Source organism: Streptomyces sp. NPDC026417 (genome assembly GCF_055567695.1).
This window is the reverse complement of sequence record NZ_JBVHPY010000019.1, coordinates 104,485-122,459: the sequence shown is the minus strand read 5'-3', so window position 1 is coordinate 122,459 and position 17,975 is coordinate 104,485. Positions and strand designations below refer to the sequence as shown.

The following is a 17,975-nucleotide window of genomic DNA, read 5'->3' as shown; positions in this document are numbered from 1 at the left end:
CCCTGCTATGTCCACGGCGGACAAGCGAATCCTCCGACACCGCCCACATGGAGCATGCCCAGCCCCCTCACCCGGCCCTAGCCTGCGAAGAAGCGTCCGAAAACACCCCAGCCCGGAAACCCCCGGCCCGCCGGACACCCGGTTCGCAAGATCTTCAGGGAGCCCCTCATGACTGCACTTCCGCAGGAGCGCCGCGTCGTCACCGCCATCCCCGGCCCGAAGTCGCAGGAGCTGCAGGCCCGCCGTACCGCCGCGGTCGCGGCCGGTGTGGGCTCGGTGCTGCCGGTCTTCACCACGCGCGCCGGCGGCGGGATCATCGAGGACGTCGACGGCAACCGCCTGATCGACTTCGGCTCCGGCATCGCCGTGACGTCGGTCGGCGCGTCGGCCGAGGCCGTCGTGCGCCGTGCCTCCGCCCAGCTCCAGGACTTCACCCACACCTGTTTCATGGTCACGCCGTACGAGGGCTACGTCGCCGTCGCCGAGGCGCTGGCGGAGCTGACCCCGGGCGACCACGCCAAGAAGTCGGCGCTGTTCAACTCGGGCGCCGAGGCCGTCGAGAACGCCGTCAAGATCGCCCGTGCGTACACCAAGCGCCAGGCCGTCGTCGTCTTCGACCACGGCTACCACGGCCGTACGAACCTGACGATGGCGCTGACCGCCAAGAACATGCCGTACAAGCACGGTTTCGGTCCGTTCGCGCCCGAGGTCTACCGCGTGCCGGTGGCGTACGGCTACCGCTGGCTCACCGGTCCCGAGAACGCCGGCGCCGAGGCGTCCGCGCAGGCCATCGACATGATCAACAAGCAGATCGGCGCCGAGAACGTCGCCGCGATCATCATCGAGCCGGTGCTCGGCGAGGGCGGCTTCATCGAGCCCGCGAAGGGCTTCCTGCCGGCGATCAGCAAGTTCGCCCAGGACAACGGCATCGTCTTCGTCGCGGACGAGATCCAGTCCGGCTTCTGCCGCACCGGCCAGTGGTTCGCCTGCGAGGACGAGGGCATCGTCCCGGACCTGATCACCACCGCCAAGGGCATCGCGGGCGGCCTGCCGCTGGCCGCCGTGACCGGCCGCGCCGAGATCATGGACGCCGCGCACGCGGGCGGCCTGGGCGGCACCTACGGCGGCAACCCGGTGGCCTGCGCCGGTGCCCTCGGCGCGATCGAGACGATGAAGGAGCTCGACCTCAACGCCAAGGCGAAGAACATCGAGGCCGTCATGAAGGCCCGGCTGGGCGCGATGGCCGAGAAGTTCGACATCATCGGCGACGTCCGCGGGCGCGGCGGCATGATCGCCATCGAGCTGGTGCAGGACCGCGACACCAAGGAGCCGAACCCGGCGGCCACCGCGGCGCTCGCCAAGGCCTGCCACCAGGAGGGTCTGCTGGTCCTGACCTGTGGTACCTACGGCAACGTCCTCCGCTTCCTGCCCCCGCTGGTCATCGGCGAGGACCTCCTGAACGAGGGTCTCGACATCATCGAGCAGGCCTTCGCGCGCATCTGACGTCCCACGGCCCCGCACCCCGGTGCGGGGCCGCGTCCCGGCCCGGATTCCGCTTCGGTTCCGGGCGGGACCGGGTGGGGGCAGAGCGTGTGAAGAACGTGTGCGAGGTGGATGACGGGTGGCCCATGTGGCTGTCGGAGCCGCATCCCCTGTCGTAGGTTCTACGCAGATGAGAGATACACCCCGCCCACAGGGGACTGTGGGCGACGCCGGGTCGGGGCCTCCCCAGCTTCGCCCTGGTCGTGCCCTCGCGCACACACCCGGAGCTTCCGGCTCCGGATCTCCTCACCGATCGGATGGCCGCTCGCCCCAAACCCCCCGGGGCGCGCGGCACACCGATCCGGACGGCCACCCCGGAACCACCCCCCCTGTTCCGGGGTGGCCGACCTTCCTCCTTCTCGGCCTTCCGGCCCTCCTTCTCGCGCTGACCACCTGGCAGGTCGTGGCTCACGGCCCCCTCGCCCGCGCGGACGAACGCCTCAGTGACGCCGTCGTACGCCCCACCCGGTTCGTGGAACTCCTCGCCGACCTCGGGGGCATCGTGGTCGCCGTCCCCGTTCTGGCCGTCGCCCTCCTCCTCGCGGCCCGCCACCACCGCCGCGCCGGCACCGACCGCTGGTGGCTGCCGTCCGCCGCCGCCGCCGTCGTGATGGCTCTGGTGCCGTTCGTGATCGTGCCGCTGAAGGAACTGATCGACCGGCCGGGCCCACCGGTGATGGGCCCGGGCACGGGCTTCTACCCCTCGGGCCACACGGCGACCGCCGCCGTCGCGTACGGCGCCGCGACCCTGCTCCTCCTCCCCCTCCTCGGCACCGCCCGCGCCCGCCGCACCCTGATCGGCACCTGCGCCGCCCTGAACCTGGCGGTCGCCACCGGCCTGATCGTCCGCGGCTACCACTGGCCCCTGGACGTCCTGGCGAGCTGGTGCATCTGCGCGGTGCTGCTGACGGGGCTCGGGCTGTTGCTCAGCCGAAGTACGCGTCGAAGTTCTTCGAGAACTCCCAGCCGCCGAAGCGGTCCCAGTTGATCGACCACGTCATCAGGCCGCGCAGCGCCGGCCAGGTGCCGTGCGGGGTGTACGAGCCGCAGTTGGTCCTCTTCGTGAGGCAGTCGAGGGTCTTGGTGACCTCCGCGGGCGACACGTGGCCGTTGCCCGCGTTCGTGGTCGCCGGCATGCCGATCGCGACCTGGTCCGGGCGCAGCGGAGGAAAGACGTTGTTCGCGTCGCCCGCGACGGGGAAGCCGGTGAGCAGCATGTCGGTCATCGCGATGTGGAAGTCCGCGCCGCCCATGGAGTGGTACTGGTTGTCGAGGCCCATGATCGAGCCCGAGTTGTAGTCCTGGACGTGGAGCAGCGTGAGGTCGTCGCGCAGGGCGTGGATGACCGGGAGGTAGGCGCCGGCGCGCGGGTCCTGGCCACCCCATTTGCCCGTGCCGTAGTACTGGTAGCCGAGCTGCACGAAGAAGGTCTCGGGAGCCATCGTCAGGACGAACTCGGCGCCGTACTTCGCCTTCAGGGCCTTGACCGCGGAGATCAGGTTGACGACGACCGGTGTCGTCGGGTTCTTGAAGTCCGTGTCCGCGGCGTTCAGGGAGAGGGAGTGGCCCTCGAAGTCGATGTCCAGGCCGTCGAGACCGTACTCGTCGATGATCTTCGACACCGAGGAGACGAAGGTGTCGCGGGCGGCCGTCGTGGTGAGCTGGACCTGGCCGTTCTGGCCGCCGATGGAGATCAGCACCTTCTTGCCGGCCGCCTGCTTGGCCTTGATGGCCGCCTTGAAGTCGGCGTCGCTCTCCACGTTCGGGCATTCGGTGACCGGGCAGCGGGTGAAGCGGATGTCGCCGGAGGTGGTGGAGGTCGGTTCGCCGAAGGCCAGGTCGATGACGTCCCAGCTGTCGGGGACGTCGGCCATGCGGGTGTAGCCGGCGCCGTTGGCGAAGCCGGCGTGGAGGTAGCCGACCAGGGCGTGCGCGGGGAGGTCGGCGGAGCCGCCGCCCCCGCCGGAGCCCTGCGCCGTGGTCGCGGTGACGGCCGCCGACTTCGCCGACTCGCCCGCGTCGTTCACGGCCGCCACCTGGAAGCTGTACGCGGTGGCGGGTGACAGCCCGGCCACCGTGGCCGAAGTCCCGCCGGCCGTCTGCACCTTCACCCCGTCGCGGTAGACGGCGTACCCGGTCGCACCGGAGACCGCGGACCAGGACAGCGCGACGGTGGTCGAGGTCACCGTGCCGGTTCTCAGCCCGGTCGGCGGGGCGGGCGGCAGGTTCGCGTCGACGCCGGGGCCGACCAGGGAGATGTCGTCGGCGTAGTAGGTACCGGTGCCGTACCAGCCGTGCGTGTGGAGGGTGACCCTGGTGGTGGACGGGCCGGTGCGGAACGTCGTGGTCAGCGGCTGCCAGTCGGCGGCGGACTGGGTCCAGGTGGTGACGTCCGTGGTGCCGGTGCCGCTCGCGCCGAGATAGACGTAACTGCCGCGCACGTGCCCGGTGAGGGTGTACTGCGCGTCCGGTTTCACGGTGACGGTCTGGCTGCACTGCGCGTAGTCGTTGCCGGCCGGGGTCGCCTTGAGCGCGGACGTGCCGCTGCGCACGGGCGAGGTGACGGTGCTGCCCGCCGTACAGGTCCAGTTGTCGAGCCCGGTCTCGAAGCCGCCGTTCCTGACGAGGTCGGCGTCGGCCGCACGGGCGGCCGACGAGAGGGCGGTGAGGCCGGGGACGGCCAGGACGGTGGCCGTGCACACGGCGAGGAGTCTGCGCCGACGCACGCATGGTCTGTTGGGTCCGGTGCGGTCCACAACTGCCTCCGGGCATGGGGGAATGGGAGGGTGGGGCGCGCCCAACTTGGTCCAGACCAATTCCGTTGTCAAGACCTCCGACGGGATCCCGCGCGCGTCCGCGCCGCGGTCAGGGACCCTCCTCGCTCGCCAGGGCCGCCGCCGCTTCGTGCATGGCCAGTTCCAGCAGCGCGGGATCGGTGAGCGTGCCCGAACCGTCCGGCGGAACCAGCCAGCGCACCCCGCCGGTCGACCGTCCCGGGTAGGGCACCACGATCCAGGTGCCGCGGCCCGCGGTGCGCACCCCCGTGCCGAGCCATCGGGCCGCGGTGCCCGCGGGGACGAAGAAGCCCATCCGCGCGTCCCCGAAGTCGACGAGGACGGGGCCCGGCTGGTCGAGCACCCGGGTCAGCACGTCCAGGGTGGGATAGCCGAGCTCGCCCGGCAGGATCAGTACGTCCCAGGCCGTGCCCGCCGGCAGCAGCGCGACCCCGTTGGGATTGCGCTCCCACTCCCAGCGGCAGGCCTCGGGGTCCGGCGCTGCGGATGCCAGCCACTCGACCGCCGTCTTGGCGCCTGTCATGACGGAACCTCCCTCTCTCGTCTCGACGCCGATCGCGTCACAGAGGGAGAGGGAGGTCCTGGCCGGGCATTACGCGGGTTCGCGCTCCTTGTTGGCAGTGAACCGGGTCACAGGGCATGAGCAGGGCGTACGCATGTGGATCAGCCGCCCCCGCGTACGCCCCGGCGCCCGCCCGCCGCCGGAGGGCCGGTGGGCGGGCGCCCGTTCAGCTGTCGAAGCCCAGCCCGAGCCGGTCCATCGTCTTCAGCCAGAGGTTGCGCCGTCCGCCCTGCGCGTCTGCCCGGGCCAGGGACCACTTGGTGAGCGCGATGCCCGTCCAGGCGAAGGGCTCGGGAGGGAAGGGCAGCGGCTTCGTGCGGACCATCTCCAGTTCGGTGCGCTCGGTCCGCTCCCCCGCCAGCAGGTCGAGCATCACGTCCGCGCCGAACCGGGTGGCGCCGACGCCGAGCCCCGTGTAGCCCGCCGCATACGCCACCCGGCCCTTGTGCGCGGTGCCGAAGAAGGCCGAGAAGCGCGAGCAGGTGTCGATCGCGCCGCCCCAGGCGTGGGTGAAGCGGAGGCCCTCCAGCTGCGGGAAGCAGGTGAAGAAGTGCCCGGCGAGCCTGGCGTACGTCTCCGGTCGGTCGTCGTACTCGGCACGCACCCGGCCGCCGTACGGGTAGATCGCGTCGTAACCGCCCCAGAGGATGCGGTTGTCGGCGGAGAGACGGAAGTAGTGGAACTGGTTGGCGCTGTCGCCGAGGCCCTGGCGGTTCTTCCAGCCGATGGACGCCAGCTGGTCCGCGGTCAGCGGCTCGGTCATGAGCGCGTAGTCGTAGACCGGGACGGTGTACGCGCGCACGCGCCTGACCAGGTTCGGGAAGATGTTGGTGCCGAGGGCGACCCGGCGGGCCCGGACGGAACCGTAGGGGGTGCGTACGGCCATGCCGGCGCCGTGCGGCTTCAGGTCGAGCGCGGGGGTGTGCTCGTGGATGCGGACGCCGAGGTCGCGGCAGGCGCGCTTCAGGCCCCAGGCGAGCTTGGCGGGATGGAGCATGGCGACGCCGCGGCGGTCGTGCAGACCCGCGAGGAAGGTCGGTGAGTCGACTTGTTCCCGCACGGCGTCGGCGTCCAGGTACTCGACTCCGTCCGCCAGGCCCTCGCGCTGCAACCGATCGTGCCACTCGCGCAGTTCGGCCGCCTGGTACGGCTCGGTGGCGACGTCGATCTCGCCGGAGCGCTCGAAGTCGCAGTCGAGGGAGTAGCGGGCGACCGCCGCCTCGATCTCGTCGAGGTTGCGGGCGCCCAGCTCCTCCAGCTTCCTGATCTCGTTAGGCCACCGCGTGAGGCCGTTGGCCAGCCCGTGGGTGAGGGACGCGGCACAGAATCCGCCGTTGCGGCCCGAGGCGGCCCAGCCCACCTCGCGGCCCTCCAGCAGGACCACCTCGCGCTGCGGGTCGCGCTCCTTGGCGAGGAGCGCGGTCCACAGTCCGCTGTAGCCGCCGCCGACGACGAGCAGGTCGCAGGTCTCGGCGCCGGTGAGGGCGGGCTCGGGGTGGGGTCTGCCGGGATCGTCCAGCCAGTAGGACACCGGCCGGGCGTCGGAAAGGGACGTGGTCCAACGGGTCATGGCGCTTGGGGCCATGATTTCAACTCCCTACGAGGGTATGGCTCTTACGCCTTCTGCCGGTTGCGGCGATTGCCGATCACCATGCCGGCCAGGACGAACAGTACGGCGACGACGAACATGGCCGTCCCGATGACATTGATCTGAACGGGTGTTCCGCGCTGCGCCGAGCCCCAGACGAACATGGGGAAGGTGACGGTCGATCCGGCGTTGAAGTTGGTGATGATGAAGTCGTCGAAGGAGAGCGCGAAGGCGAGCAGCGCGCCCGCCGCGATCCCGGGGGCCGCGATGGGCAGCGTGACCCGCAGGAAGGTCTGCAGCGGACCGGCGTACAGGTCCTGGGCGGCCTGCTCCAGACGCGGGTCCATCGACATCACGCGTGCCTTGACGGCGGTGACGACGAAGCTGAGGCAGAACATGATGTGGGCGATCAGGATCGTCCAGAAGCCCAGCTGCGCGCCCATGTTGAGGAAGAGGGTGAGCAGCGAGGCGGCCATCACGACCTCGGGCATCGCCATCGGCAGGAAGATCAGCGAGTTCACCGCGCCGCGTGCCCGGAACCGGTAGCGGACCAGTGCGAAGGCGATCATCGTGCCGAGGGCGGTGGCCCCGATCGTCGCCCAGAGCGCGATCTGCAGGCTGAGCGAGAGCGAGCCGCACATGTCCGCGACTCCGCACGGGTCGCGCCAGGCGTCCAGGGAGAAGGACTGCCACTCGTAGTTGAAGCGGCCCTTCGGCTTGTTGAAGGAGAAGACCGTGACGACGACGTTCGGCAGGAGCAGGTATCCGAGTGTCAGCAGTCCGGCGATGACGACGAGATGGTGCTTGAGCCAGCGTACGAAGGCCATTTAGACCAGATCCTCCGTCCCGGACTTGCGGATGTAGAGCGTGACCATGATGAGGATCGCGGCCATGAGGATGAACGAGAGGGCCGCGGCCGTCGGGTAGTCGAGGATCCGCAGGAACTGCGTCTGGATCACGTTGCCGACCATGCGGGTGTCCGTGGAGCCGAGCAGGTCGGCGTTCACGTAGTCACCGCTCGCGGGGATGAACGTCAGGAGCGTGCCGGAGACGACGCCCGGCATCGACAGCGGGAAGGTCACCTTGCGGAACGTGGTGACCGGCTTCGCGTACAGGTCGCCGGCCGCCTCGTGCAGCCGCCCGTCGATCCGCTCCAGCGAGGTGTAGAGCGGCAGGATCATGAACGGCAGGAAGTTGTACGTGAGACCGCAGACCACCGCGAGCGGTGTCGCCAGGACCCGGTCGCCCGAGGTCATGCCGAGCCAGCTGGTGACGTCCAGGACGTGGAGCGTGTTGAGCGCGCCGACGACCGGGCCGCCGTCCGCGAGGATCGTCTTCCAGGCGAGCGTACGGATGAGGAAGCTGGTGAAGAACGGTGCGATCACCAGGATCAGGACGACGTTGCGCCAGCGGCCGGCGCGGAACGCGATGAGGTACGCGAGCGGATAGCCGAGGATCAGGCACAGGATGGTCGCGGAGCCCGCGTACAGCACGGAACGCAGGAACTGCGGCCAGTAGTCCGCGAGTGCGTCCCAGTAGGTCGCGAGGTGCCAGGTGACCCGGTAGCCGTCCTCCAGGGAGCCCGTCTGCACGGACGTGGAGGCCTGGTAGACCATCGGCAGCGCGAAGAAGACCAGCAGCCACAGGATGCCGGGCAGGAGCAGCCAGTACGGGGTGAGTCTGCCGCGCCTGCGGGGCGGCTTCTTCTCCGGCGCGGGCGCGAGAGGCGGTGGCGCCTCGGTGAGCGTCGACATCAGGCGGCCTCTTCCTCGACCGACTCCACGCCCGCGTCGATGTCCTGCGCCGCGTCCAGACCGAAGGTGTGCTCCGGGCTCCAGTGCAGGACGACGTCGGCGCCGGGCCGCAGCCGGGAGTCGCGGTCGATGTTCTGGGCGTACACCTCGAACTCGGGGCAGACCGCGCTGTCGACGACGTACTGCGTGGAGACGCCGATGAAGCTGGAGTCGGCGATGGTGCCGGTGATCCGGTTGCGGCCGGCCGGGATGCTGCCCGCGTCGTCGGCGTGCGTGAGCGAGATCTTCTCGGGGCGGACGCCGACCAGTACCTTGCCGCCGGCCGTCGTGGGCGCCGAACATCGCGCGGCGGGCAGGACGAGCTTGCCGCCGCCCGCCTTGAGGACGACCTCGTCGCCGCTGCGGGTGTCGACCTCGGCCTCGATGAAGTTGGAGGTGCCGAGGAAGTTGGCGACGAACGTGGTGTTCGGGTTCTCGTAGAGGTCGGCGGGGGCGCCCAGCTGCTCGACGCGGCCCGCGTTCATCACGGCGACCGTGTCGGCCATGGTCATGGCCTCCTCCTGGTCGTGCGTGACGTGGACGAACGTGATGCCCACCTCGGTCTGGATGCGCTTGAGCTCCAGCTGCATCTGGCGGCGCAGCTTGAGGTCGAGGGCGCCGAGCGGCTCGTCGAGCAGCAGCACCTTGGGGTGGTTGATCAGTGCCCGGGCCACGGCGACGCGCTGCTGCTGGCCGCCGGAGAGCTGGTGGGGCTTCTTCCGGGCCTGCTCCCCGAGCTGGACCAGGTCGAGCATGTCCTCGACCTGCTTCTTCACCGACTTGATGCCGCGGCGCCGCAGACCGAAGGCGACGTTCTCGAAGATGTCGAGGTGCGGGAAGAGCGCGTACGACTGGAAGACGGTGTTCACCGGCCGTTTGTACGGCGGCAGGTTCGTCACGTCGTGGTCGCCGAGCGCGACGGTGCCCGAGGTGGGCTCCTCCAGGCCGGCGATCATCCGCAGGGTGGTGGTCTTGCCGCAGCCCGAGGCTCCCAGGAGCGCGAAGAACGAGCCCTGGGGGACGGTCAGGTCGAGTGGGTGGACGGCCGTGAACGAGCCGTAGGTCTTGCTGATGCCGGAGAGGCGGACGTCGCCGCTGCTGTCAGTCTTCATCATCGTCACGCCCCTGTGAGCTTCGCGAACTTCTCTTCGTAGGCCGTCTCTTCCTTCTGGCTCAGTGAGCGGAAGGGGTGGGACTTGGCGGCCATGGCCTTGTCGGGAATGATCAGCGGGTTGTTCGCCGCGTCCTCGTCGATCTTCGCGAGCTCGTCCTTCACGCCGTCGACGGGGCACACGTAGTTGATGTACGCGGCGAGTTCGGCGGCCGGCTTCGGCTCGAAGTAGTAGTCCATCAGCCGTTCGGCGTTCGTCTTGTGACGCGCCTTGTTGGGGATGAGCATGTTGTCCGTGGACGTGATGTAACCGCTGTCCGGGATGATGAAGTCGACGTCCGGGCTGTCCGCCTTGAGCTGGACCACGTCGCCCGCCCAGGCGACACAGGCGGCGAGGTCGCCCTTGGTCAGGTCGGACGTGTAGTCGTTGCCGGTGAAGCGGCGGATCTGGCCCTTGTCGACGGCCTTCTGCAGGCGGGCGATCGCCGCGTCGAAGTCGTCGTCGGTGAACCTGGCCGGGTCCTTGCCCATGTCCAGCAGCGTCATGCCGATGCTGTCGCGCATCTCCGAGAGGAAGCCGACGCGCCCCTTCAGCTTGGGGTTGTCGAGCATGTCGGAGATCGACTCGACCTTCTCGCCGTCGAGCGCCTTCTTGTTGTAGGCGATGACGGTCGAGATGCCCTGCCACGGATAGGAGTAGGCGCGGCCGGGGTCCCAGTCGGGGTTGCGGAACTGCTGGGAGAGGTTCGCGTAGGCGTGCGGCAGGTTCGCGGCGTCGAGTTTCTGGACCCAGCCGAAGCGGATGAGCCGGGCCGCGAGCCAGTCGGTGACGACGATGATGTCGCGGCCGGTGTCCTGGCCCGCCGCCAGCTGCGGCTTGATCTTGCCGAAGAACTCGACGTTGTCGTTGATGTCCTCCGTGTACTTGACCTTGATACCGGTGCGCCGGGCGAACGCGTCGAGCGTGGGGTGGTGCTTCTCGCTCTCGTCCACGTCCATGTACTCGGTCCAGTTGGAGAAGTTGATCGTCTTCTCCTTGGCCGAGTGGTCCTCGGCGGAGACGCCGCCCTGGGTGTTGCCCGCCGCGGGGATTCCGCAGCCGCTCAGCGCTCCGAGTCCGCCGACGGCCAGCGCGCCGCCCGCGGAGGCGCGCAGCAGCGAACGCCGGGTGAGGGATGCCCTGCCGTTCCTGAGACTGCGGTGGAAGGCGGCCAGTTGGGCCGGGGACGGACGGTCGGGCTCGTACTGCTCCATGCTCCTGGTGCCCTTTCGGGAGGGAAGCGGCCGTGGTCACGCGGCCTGTTCTGGCTATCGGTCCCCGAAGATCGTGCGGTGCCAGTCCTTCCTGACGACCGCGGTGTTGTCGAACATGACGTGCTTGACCTGCGTGTACTCCTCGAAGGAGTAGGCGGACATGTCCTTGCCGAAGCCGGACGCCTTGTAGCCGCCGTGCGGCATCTCGCTGATGATCGGGATGTGGTCGTTGACCCACACGCAGCCCGCCTTGATCTCGCGGGTGGCGCGGTTCGCCCGGTAGACGTCGCGGCTCCAGGCGGAGGCGGCGAGGCCGTAGGGGGTGTCGTTGGCGAGCCGGATCCCTTCGTCGTCGCTGTCGAAGGGGAGCACGACCAGGACCGGGCCGAAGATCTCGGACTGCACGATCTCGCTGTCCTGGGCGGCGTCGGCGACGAGGGTGGGGCGGTAGTACGCGCCGTCCTTCAGGTCCTCGGGGATCTCGCCGCCGGTGACCACGCGCGCGGAGGAGCGGGCCCGGTCGACGAATCCGGCGACCCGGTCGCGCTGCGCGTGCGAGATCAGCGGGCCGAGGTCGGTGTCCGGGGCGAACGGGTCGCCCACCCGGACGCTCGCCATGAGCTCGGCGGTCTGTGCCACGAACGCGTCGTAGAGGGGCCGTTGCACGTACGCGCGCGTGGCGGCCGTGCAGTCCTGCCCGGTGTTGATGAGGGCGCCCGCGACGGCGCCGTGCACGGCCGCCTCCAGGTCGGCGTCGTCGAAGACCAGGAAGGGCGCCTTGCCGCCCAGCTCCAGGTGGAGGCGCTTGACGGTGGAGGTGGCGATCTCCGCGACGCGCTTGCCGACCCCGGTGGATCCCGTGAAGGAGGTCATGGCGACGTCGGGGTGGGCGACGAGGTGCTCGCCGGCGTCCTTGCCCGCACCGGTGACGATGTTGATCACGCCGTCGGGGATGCCGGCCGCCGTGGCCGCCTCCGCGAAGAGGAGCGAGGTGAGCGGGGTGAGCTCGGCGGGCTTCAGGACGATCGTGTTGCCCGCGGCGATCGCCGGGAGGATCTTCCAGGCGGCCATCTGGAGGGGGTAGTTCCAGGGCGCGATGGAGCCGACGACCCCGATGGGCTCACGGCGCACGTACGAGGTGTGGTCCCCGGAGTACTCGCCCGCGGACTGGCCCTGCAGATGCCGGGCCGCACCGGCGAAGAACGCGGTGTTGTCGATGGTCCCCGGGACGTCGAACTCGCGGGTGAGCTTCAGCGGCTTGCCGCACTGCAGCGACTCCGCCTGCGCGAACTCCTCGGCCCGCTCGGCGAGCACGGCGGCGAAGCGGTGCAGGGCGTCGGAACGCTCGGCGGGCGTCGCGCCGGCCCAGCCGGGGAACGCCTCGCGGGCGGCGGCGACGGCGGCGTCCACGTCGGCGGCGCCGGCCAGCTCGTACGTGAAGACCTCCTCGCCGGTGGCGGGGTCGACGACCGCGTGGTTGCGGCCCGAGGTGCCCTTGGTCAGCCGGCCCGCGATGTACTGCGCGCCGGCCGCGAAGCGGTCCTGCGCCTGGAAGCGATGGCCCGGTTTGTGCATGTCGCTCTCCTCCGCCACCCTCCCCGTCCCACGGGGGTCGGCGTAGCTCCAGCTCGATTTGAGTGCCGATCCTGACAGAGGGAGGTGACCTCAACAAGTGATTCCGTTGTTGCCTTTTGGTTACGCGACGGAATCTGTCGACCAGGTGTCGAGTCCACCCGGAAAAGCCGGGACGAACTGTCAGTGGTGCGTGCCAGACTCGCGTGCATGGGGACGATCGATTCTTGGGAAGCCCTGGTCAGGGAGGTCCACGCGGGGGCGAGGATCACGTACCTGCACTTCTGGGGGCACCGGCCGCGGCCGGACGGGTGGGTCGGCGCGAGCTGTCTGAGTCAGTGGTGGCCGGCCGCGTTCACGGTGGACGATGTCGAGTATGCGACGGCCGAGCACTGGATGATGGCGGCCAAGGCGCGCCTCTTCGGAGATGCCGAGGCGGAGCGGCGGGCGCTCGACGCCCCGAATCCCGCGCTCGCCAAGAAGGCGGGCCGGCTCGTGCGGGACTTCGACGACGCGGTCTGGGCGCGTGAGCGCCGCCGGATCGTGGCCGAGGGCAGCCTCCACAAGTTCGCCGCCCACCCCGACCTGCGGGAATTCCTGCTCGGCACCGGCAACCGGGTGCTCGTGGAGGCCAGTCCCGTGGACCGGATCTGGGGGATCGGGCTGGCCGCGGACGACGAGCGCGCGATGGACCCCGCCCGGTGGCGGGGCCCCAATCTGCTGGGCTTCGCGCTGATGGAGGCCCGCGAGCGGCTCAGAACCCCGGACGGCACCGAGCCCGTCACCTCCGGCCAGGACACCCCCTGGCCGAGTCGCTCGGCCAGGGGGCCTGCCTAGCGGAGCCGCTCGGCCACCAGGGACGTCGAGTAGCCGTCGTCCCCGAAGTACGGGTCGTCGTCCCCGTCGTCGGGGAGGGCGAATATCAGCACGGCGAGGCCGATGGCGAGCACCAGGCCGACCGCACCGCAGATGATCCCCGCCAGCGCCTGCCCCGGGTTCGTCGCCTCGCCCCGGCGTGCCTTCTGCCGGCCGATCACGCCGAAGATCACCGCCAGGATGCCCAGCAGGATGGCCACCGGCCAGAGGCAGAAGATCGCCGCCGCGATGATGCCGAGCACCAGCGAGGTGGTGCCCATCCCGTTGCTGGGCATCGGCGCCGGCGCGGGCCAGCCGTAGCCGGCGGTTCCGCCCGGGTACGCGCCATGGCCGCCGTGCATCGGATACCCGGGGTACTGGGGCCGGCCGTACAGCGGGCCGCCGGGTCCGCCGGGCGCCGTGGGCGGCGGCGGGACCGGCTCGCCGGGACCACCGGCCGACGGCGGGGCGAAGGGGTTGGGGTTGTGCGGCGCGGCGCCCGTCTGCGGACGCGGCCCGCCCGGCGAGGCGTACGGGCCGGCGGACCCCCCGGACGCGGGGGACGCGAAGGGGCCGACCCAGGGCTGGGGCGCCGCCGGGGTGTCGCCGCCGTAGGGCCCCGGGGCGCCCGTGCCCACGGCCGGCATCGAGGTCACGGTCGGCTGGTTGTGCACCGAGGGCGGCGGGGTGCCGGTGTGCCCGGAGGCCGGCGGCACGTCGTCCGCCGGCGGGGCCCAGGGGTCCGGCTCGGGTGCGGGCTTCTCCAGGGCGACCTTGGGGGCGGGCGGCGCGTCCTGCGGGCCGGCGCCGGGTCCGTCCCCCGTGAAGGCGGACGTGCCGGGGCCGAAGGCCCGGGTCGCGTGGTCCGGCGGTTCCGGCGTGCGGGCGTCGTCGGACATGCGCGAGGTCCCCTCTGTTGTACGTTCCGTCATGCTACGGCCCGGACCTTCGGCGTGCGGACGGCGGCCTACGATGATCCCCGAGTCATCGATCAGCCGATCACCCGCGTCCCCCGCACTCACGCCGAGGGGCGCCGTTCCCGGGGAGGAACCCTTGACCGACCACCTCGACACCCGCGATCTGCACGCCTTCATCGCCGGCCTGCCCAAGGCCGAACTGCATGTGCACCATGTCGGCTCCGCCTCCCCCAGGATCGTCTCCACGCTGGCCGCCCGGCACCCCGACTCCAAGGTGCCGACCGACCCCGAGGCCCTCGTCGACTACTTCACGTTCACGGACTTCGCGCACTTCATCGAGGTCTACCTGTCGGTCGTCGACCTCATCCGCACCCCGGAGGACGTCCGGCTGCTGACCTACGAGGTCGCCCGGGACATGGCCCGGCAGCAGGTCCGGTACGCCGAGCTCACCCTCACGCCCTTCTCGTCCACCCGTCGCGGCATCGACGAACTCGGCTTCATGGAGGCGATCGAGGACGCCCGCAAGGCCGCCGAGGCCGAGTTCGGCGTCGTCCTGCGGTGGTGCTTCGACATCCCCGGCGAGGCGGGCCTGGAGGCCGCCGAGGAGACGGCCCGGCTCGCCACCGACGACCGGGTGCGGCCCGAGGGGCTCGTCTCCTTCGGACTCGGCGGGCCCGAGGTCGGTGTACCGCGTCCGCAGTTCAAGCCATACTTCGACCGGGCCATCGCGGCCGGGCTGCACTCGGTCCCGCACGCCGGGGAGACGACCGGCCCCGGGACGGTCTGGGACGCGCTGAACGACCTGCGCGCCGAGCGCATCGGACACGGCACCAGCTCCACGCAGGACCCGAGGCTGCTCGCGCACCTCGCCGAGCACCGGATCGCCCTGGAGGTCTGCCCGACGTCGAACATCGCCACCCGGGCGGTCCGCACCCTCGACGAGCACCCGCTCAAGGACATGGTGAGCGCCGGCGTGCTCGTCACGATCAACTCCGACGACCCGCCGATGTTCGGCACCGACCTCAACAACGAGTACGCGGTCGCCGCCCGCCTCCTCGGCCTCGACGAGCAGGGCCTCGCCGGACTCGCCAAGAACGCGGTGGAGGCGTCCTTCCTCGACGCCGCGGGCAAGAAGCGGCTCGCGGAGGAGATCGACACCTACACGTCGGGGTGGCCGGCGCTCTGACGCCCGCGGCGCCCCGACGAGCGGGCCCGGGGTGCCCGGCCTTCACAATGGGCGCATGCGCACCGTGACTGCCGTGGCCCACCGCGGCGACCCGTACCGCGTCCGGGAGAACACGATCGACTCGCTGCGTTCCGCGCTCCGCCGGGGCGCGGACGCGGTGGAGATCGACGTCCGGCTCACCCGCGACCGCGTGCCCGTCCTGCTCCACGACGAGACCCTGCACCGGCTGTGGGAGCACGACCGGCCGCTCCGCTCGCTCTCCTCGGACGAGGTGCGCGGACTGACGGCGGGCGGCGTCCCGACGCTCGCGGACGCGCTGGCCGCGACCGGGGACGGCCGGCTCATGATCGACCTGCCCGGTGCGGACCGCGGGACCGTACGGGAGGTCGTCGACGTCGTCCGCGCCTGCGGGGCCGAGGAGCGGGTGTACTACTGCGCGGGCGCCCCGGCCATGCTCGCGGTGCGCGCGGCCGACCCGGGCGCGGAGATCGCACTGACCTGGACGACGCTGGCGCCACCCCGGCCCGCGCTGCTGGAGGCGGTGCGCCCGAGGTGGCTCAACTACCGTTTCGGGCTGATCGACCGGGACCTGGTGGCCCGGGTGCACCGGAACGGCTGTCTGCTGTCGGCGTGGACGCCGGACACCCGGCGCTCCATGCGGCGGCTGCTCGACCTGGGGGTCGACTCCCTCACCACGAACCGCATCGACACCCTGTGCGCCCTGCGCAAGGCGTAGCCGGCCTGCGGAACCGCGTCCCGGAGCGGTGGGCGCCGGCAGCGCCGCTGCGGTGACGGCGTCCACGGGCCGGCCCGTGGCCTCCGGTGCTCGATGCGCCGCGCCACCCCGCCCGAGCGGGCCATCGGACGCTCCCGGGGCTAGGGTCGGGCCATGAGCAGGACAGACCGGGCGAGCAGGGTGATCGCGGCTCCGCCCTCCGCCGTCTACGCCGCCCTCCTCGACCGTGAGGCGATCGAGTCCTGGCTGCCGCCGGCCGGGATGCGCGGCCGGGTCGAGCGGTGGGACCCCCGTCCCGGCGGCGGCTTCCGGATGGTGCTCACCTATCTCGACCCCGACGGCAGTCCGGGCAAGACCTCGGCGGCGACGGACGTCGTCGAGGTCGGGTTCGCGGACCTGGTGCCCCCGGGGCGCGTGGTGCAGCGGGCGGTGTTCGAGGCCGACGACCCGGCGTACGCGGGCACCATGACGATGACCTGGTCGCTCACCGGCTCCGGCGACGGAACCGAGGTGACCGTCACCGCCACGGACGTACCGCCCGGCATCGACCCGGCGGACCACGAGACCGCCATGGCCTCCTCGCTGGCCAACCTGGCGTCGTACGTCAAACCGGCCGGCTGAGGCCGACCGCCCGGACCCCGGACGGCTCCTACAGGCCGGCGATCGCGTTCCACCGCTTCGCGAACTCCGCCCGCTCCGTGGACGTGATGTCGCGGGCGATCGCGAGCCGCTCGCGCATGGCACCGTCGGGGAAGATCAGCGGGTCCTCGGCCAGGGCGGCGGTGTCCTTGTCCTTGGCGGAGGCGAGGACGTCGCGGGCGGCCGGTACCGGGCAGACGTAGTTCACCCAGGCGGCGAGCTCGGCGGCGACCTCGGGGTCGTAGTAGTGGTCGACGAGCTTCTCCGCGTTCGCCTTGTGGCGGGCCAGGTTCGGGATCATCAGCGACTCCGCCCACAGCTCGGCGCCCTCCTCCGGCACCACGAAGCGGATGTCGGGGTCGTCGGCCTGGAGCTGGATCACGTCGCCGGAGTACGCCTGGCAGGCGAGGACGTCGCCGCTGGAGAGGTCCTTGATGTAGTCGTTGCCCGTGAAGCGCCGGATCCGGCCGCTGCGGACGTGCCCCTCGACCTGGTCGCACACGGTGTGGAAATCGTCCGCCGTCCACCGGGTGATGTCGACGCCGTTGCCCTGCATCAGCAGCGCGAAGGCCTCGTCCAGGCCGGAGAGCAGCGTGACCCGGCCCTTGAGGTCGTCGGCCCACAGCTCCGAGACGTGGCGGATCTCGCGGCCCACCCGGCGGCGGTTGTACGCGATGCCGGTGATGCCGGACTGCCAGGGCACGGTGGACCTGCGGCCCGGGTCGAAGGCCGGTGAACTCAGCAGCGGGTCCAGGTACTTGGTGACGTTCGGCTGGCCGGCCCGGTCCATCTCCTGGACCCAGCCGAGGCGGACGAAGCGCGCGCACATCCAGTCGCTGACGACGATCAGATCGCGGCCGGTCTCCTGATGGTTCATCAGGGAGGGGCTGATCTTGCCGAAGAACTCGTCGTTGTCGTTGATCTCCTCGACGTAGTCGACGGCGATCCCGGTGCGCTTCTCGAAGGCGTCCAGGGTGGGTCGCCGCGTGCTGTCCGCGTCGTCGGTGTCGATGTAGAGGGGCCAGTTCGCCCAGTTCAGGCGTTTGTCGCGGAGGGAGAGATCGGCACCGGCCCGCTCCCCCGGCGCCACGTACGCGGAGGGGACCCCGCAGCCCGCCAGCGCGCCCAGAGCGGCACCACCGCCCAGCGCGCTCAGCAGGGAACGGCGGGACAGGGACGGGGACTTCCGGGTCACGGCCACCCGGGCAGCATGCCGCCGGGGCCGGCCCGCCGACAATGGACGCTGCGTCGAGCGATCGTCCGCGGGGCCGACACCCTGTCGATCGGGGCCGTCCGGACGGGAGGCGCACACGGGAGCGGGGGGGGGGGGGGGGGGGGGGGGGGGGGGGGGGGGGGGGGGGGGGGGGGGGGGGGGGGGGGGGGGGGGGGGGGGGGGGGGGGGGGGGGTGTGTGGGGGGGGGGCGG

The 17,975-nt window shown here is 71.2% G+C and carries 15 protein-coding genes and 1 pseudogene; 6 read left to right on the top strand and 10 right to left on the bottom strand.

What is annotated here, in order from left to right; translation table 11 throughout:
- Positions 1–168: 168 nt before the first annotated feature.
- Both gabT and ACZ4NT_RS27660 read left to right on the top strand, forming a co-directional pair.
- On the top strand, positions 169–1,503 hold the full coding sequence (gene gabT, locus ACZ4NT_RS27665) for a 4-aminobutyrate--2-oxoglutarate transaminase (RefSeq protein ID WP_467728086.1): 1,335 nt from the start codon (positions 169–171) through the stop codon (positions 1,501–1,503).
- A 169-nt stretch (positions 1,504–1,672) separates the two neighbouring features.
- Positions 1,673–2,530: a phosphatase PAP2 family protein gene (locus ACZ4NT_RS27660; RefSeq protein WP_121406253.1), complete on the top strand. Its 858-nt coding sequence runs from the start codon at positions 1,673–1,675 to the stop codon at positions 2,528–2,530.
- On the opposite strand, the gene ACZ4NT_RS27655 is transcribed toward ACZ4NT_RS27660, so the two are convergent.
- From ACZ4NT_RS27655 to ACZ4NT_RS27620, 8 genes are all read right to left on the bottom strand, one after another.
- On the bottom strand, positions 2,469–4,268 hold the full coding sequence (locus tag ACZ4NT_RS27655; RefSeq protein ID WP_467728085.1) for a chitinase: 1,800 nt from the start codon (positions 4,266–4,268) through the stop codon (positions 2,469–2,471). The genes ACZ4NT_RS27660 and ACZ4NT_RS27655 overlap by 62 nt on opposite strands.
- A 139-nt stretch (positions 4,269–4,407) precedes the next feature.
- The gene (locus ACZ4NT_RS27650) at positions 4,408–4,860 is read right to left on the bottom strand and encodes a bifunctional DNA primase/polymerase (RefSeq protein ID WP_121406251.1); all 453 of its coding nucleotides are present in this window, start codon (positions 4,858–4,860) and stop codon (positions 4,408–4,410) included.
- A gap of 205 nt (positions 4,861–5,065) precedes the next feature.
- Positions 5,066–6,484 (bottom strand): FAD-dependent oxidoreductase, encoded by a 1,419-nt coding sequence (locus ACZ4NT_RS27645; RefSeq protein ID WP_121406250.1) that lies wholly within the window; start codon positions 6,482–6,484, stop codon positions 5,066–5,068.
- A 29-nt stretch (positions 6,485–6,513) separates the two neighbouring features.
- On the bottom strand, positions 6,514–7,314 hold the full coding sequence (locus tag ACZ4NT_RS27640; protein ID WP_121406249.1) for an ABC transporter permease: 801 nt from the start codon (positions 7,312–7,314) through the stop codon (positions 6,514–6,516).
- Positions 7,315–8,241: an ABC transporter permease gene (locus ACZ4NT_RS27635; protein WP_467728084.1), complete on the bottom strand. Its 927-nt coding sequence runs from the start codon at positions 8,239–8,241 to the stop codon at positions 7,315–7,317. It lies immediately after the preceding gene.
- On the bottom strand, positions 8,241–9,392 hold the full coding sequence (locus ACZ4NT_RS27630) for an ABC transporter ATP-binding protein (protein ID WP_183117048.1): 1,152 nt from the start codon (positions 9,390–9,392) through the stop codon (positions 8,241–8,243). Before ACZ4NT_RS27630 ends, ACZ4NT_RS27635 begins: the two co-directional genes overlap by 1 nt.
- Positions 9,393–9,397: 5 nt before the next feature.
- Entirely contained in the window at positions 9,398–10,645 is a 1,248-nt protein-coding gene (locus ACZ4NT_RS27625; protein WP_121406246.1) for a polyamine ABC transporter substrate-binding protein, read from the bottom strand.
- Positions 10,646–10,699: 54 nt separating this feature from the next.
- A complete protein-coding gene (locus ACZ4NT_RS27620) occupies positions 10,700–12,220 on the bottom strand; it encodes a gamma-aminobutyraldehyde dehydrogenase (protein ID WP_121406245.1) in 1,521 nt (506 codons plus the stop codon).
- Between the two features lie 207 nt (positions 12,221–12,427).
- Here ACZ4NT_RS27620 and ACZ4NT_RS27615 point away from each other — a divergent pair, with 207 nt between their 5' ends.
- The gene (locus ACZ4NT_RS27615) at positions 12,428–13,054 is read left to right on the top strand and encodes an NADAR family protein (protein ID WP_467728083.1); all 627 of its coding nucleotides are present in this window, start codon (positions 12,428–12,430) and stop codon (positions 13,052–13,054) included.
- On the opposite strand, the gene ACZ4NT_RS27610 is transcribed toward ACZ4NT_RS27615, so the two are convergent.
- Positions 13,051–13,971, bottom strand: a complete 921-nt coding sequence (locus ACZ4NT_RS27610; RefSeq protein ID WP_467728082.1) for a DUF4190 domain-containing protein — start codon at positions 13,969–13,971, stop codon at positions 13,051–13,053. The two genes, ACZ4NT_RS27615 and ACZ4NT_RS27610, sit on opposite strands and share 4 nt — an antisense overlap.
- A gap of 54 nt (positions 13,972–14,025) precedes the next feature.
- Here ACZ4NT_RS27610 and ACZ4NT_RS27605 point away from each other — a divergent pair.
- From ACZ4NT_RS27605 to ACZ4NT_RS27595, 3 genes and pseudogenes are all read left to right on the top strand, one after another.
- Positions 14,026–15,175, top strand: a pseudogene (locus ACZ4NT_RS27605) (adenosine deaminase).
- 55 nt (positions 15,176–15,230) lie between these two features.
- Complete coding sequence (locus ACZ4NT_RS27600; protein WP_121406242.1) at positions 15,231–15,911, top strand: glycerophosphodiester phosphodiesterase; 681 nt, start codon at positions 15,231–15,233, stop codon at positions 15,909–15,911.
- A 153-nt stretch (positions 15,912–16,064) separates the two neighbouring features.
- A complete protein-coding gene (locus tag ACZ4NT_RS27595) occupies positions 16,065–16,532 on the top strand; it encodes an SRPBCC family protein (RefSeq protein ID WP_467728081.1) in 468 nt (155 codons plus the stop codon).
- Between the two features lie 28 nt (positions 16,533–16,560).
- Here ACZ4NT_RS27595 and ACZ4NT_RS27590 read toward each other — a convergent pair whose 3' ends face one another.
- Complete coding sequence (locus ACZ4NT_RS27590) at positions 16,561–17,751, bottom strand: polyamine ABC transporter substrate-binding protein (protein ID WP_121406240.1); 1,191 nt, start codon at positions 17,749–17,751, stop codon at positions 16,561–16,563.
- Positions 17,752–17,975 lie beyond the last annotated feature (224 nt).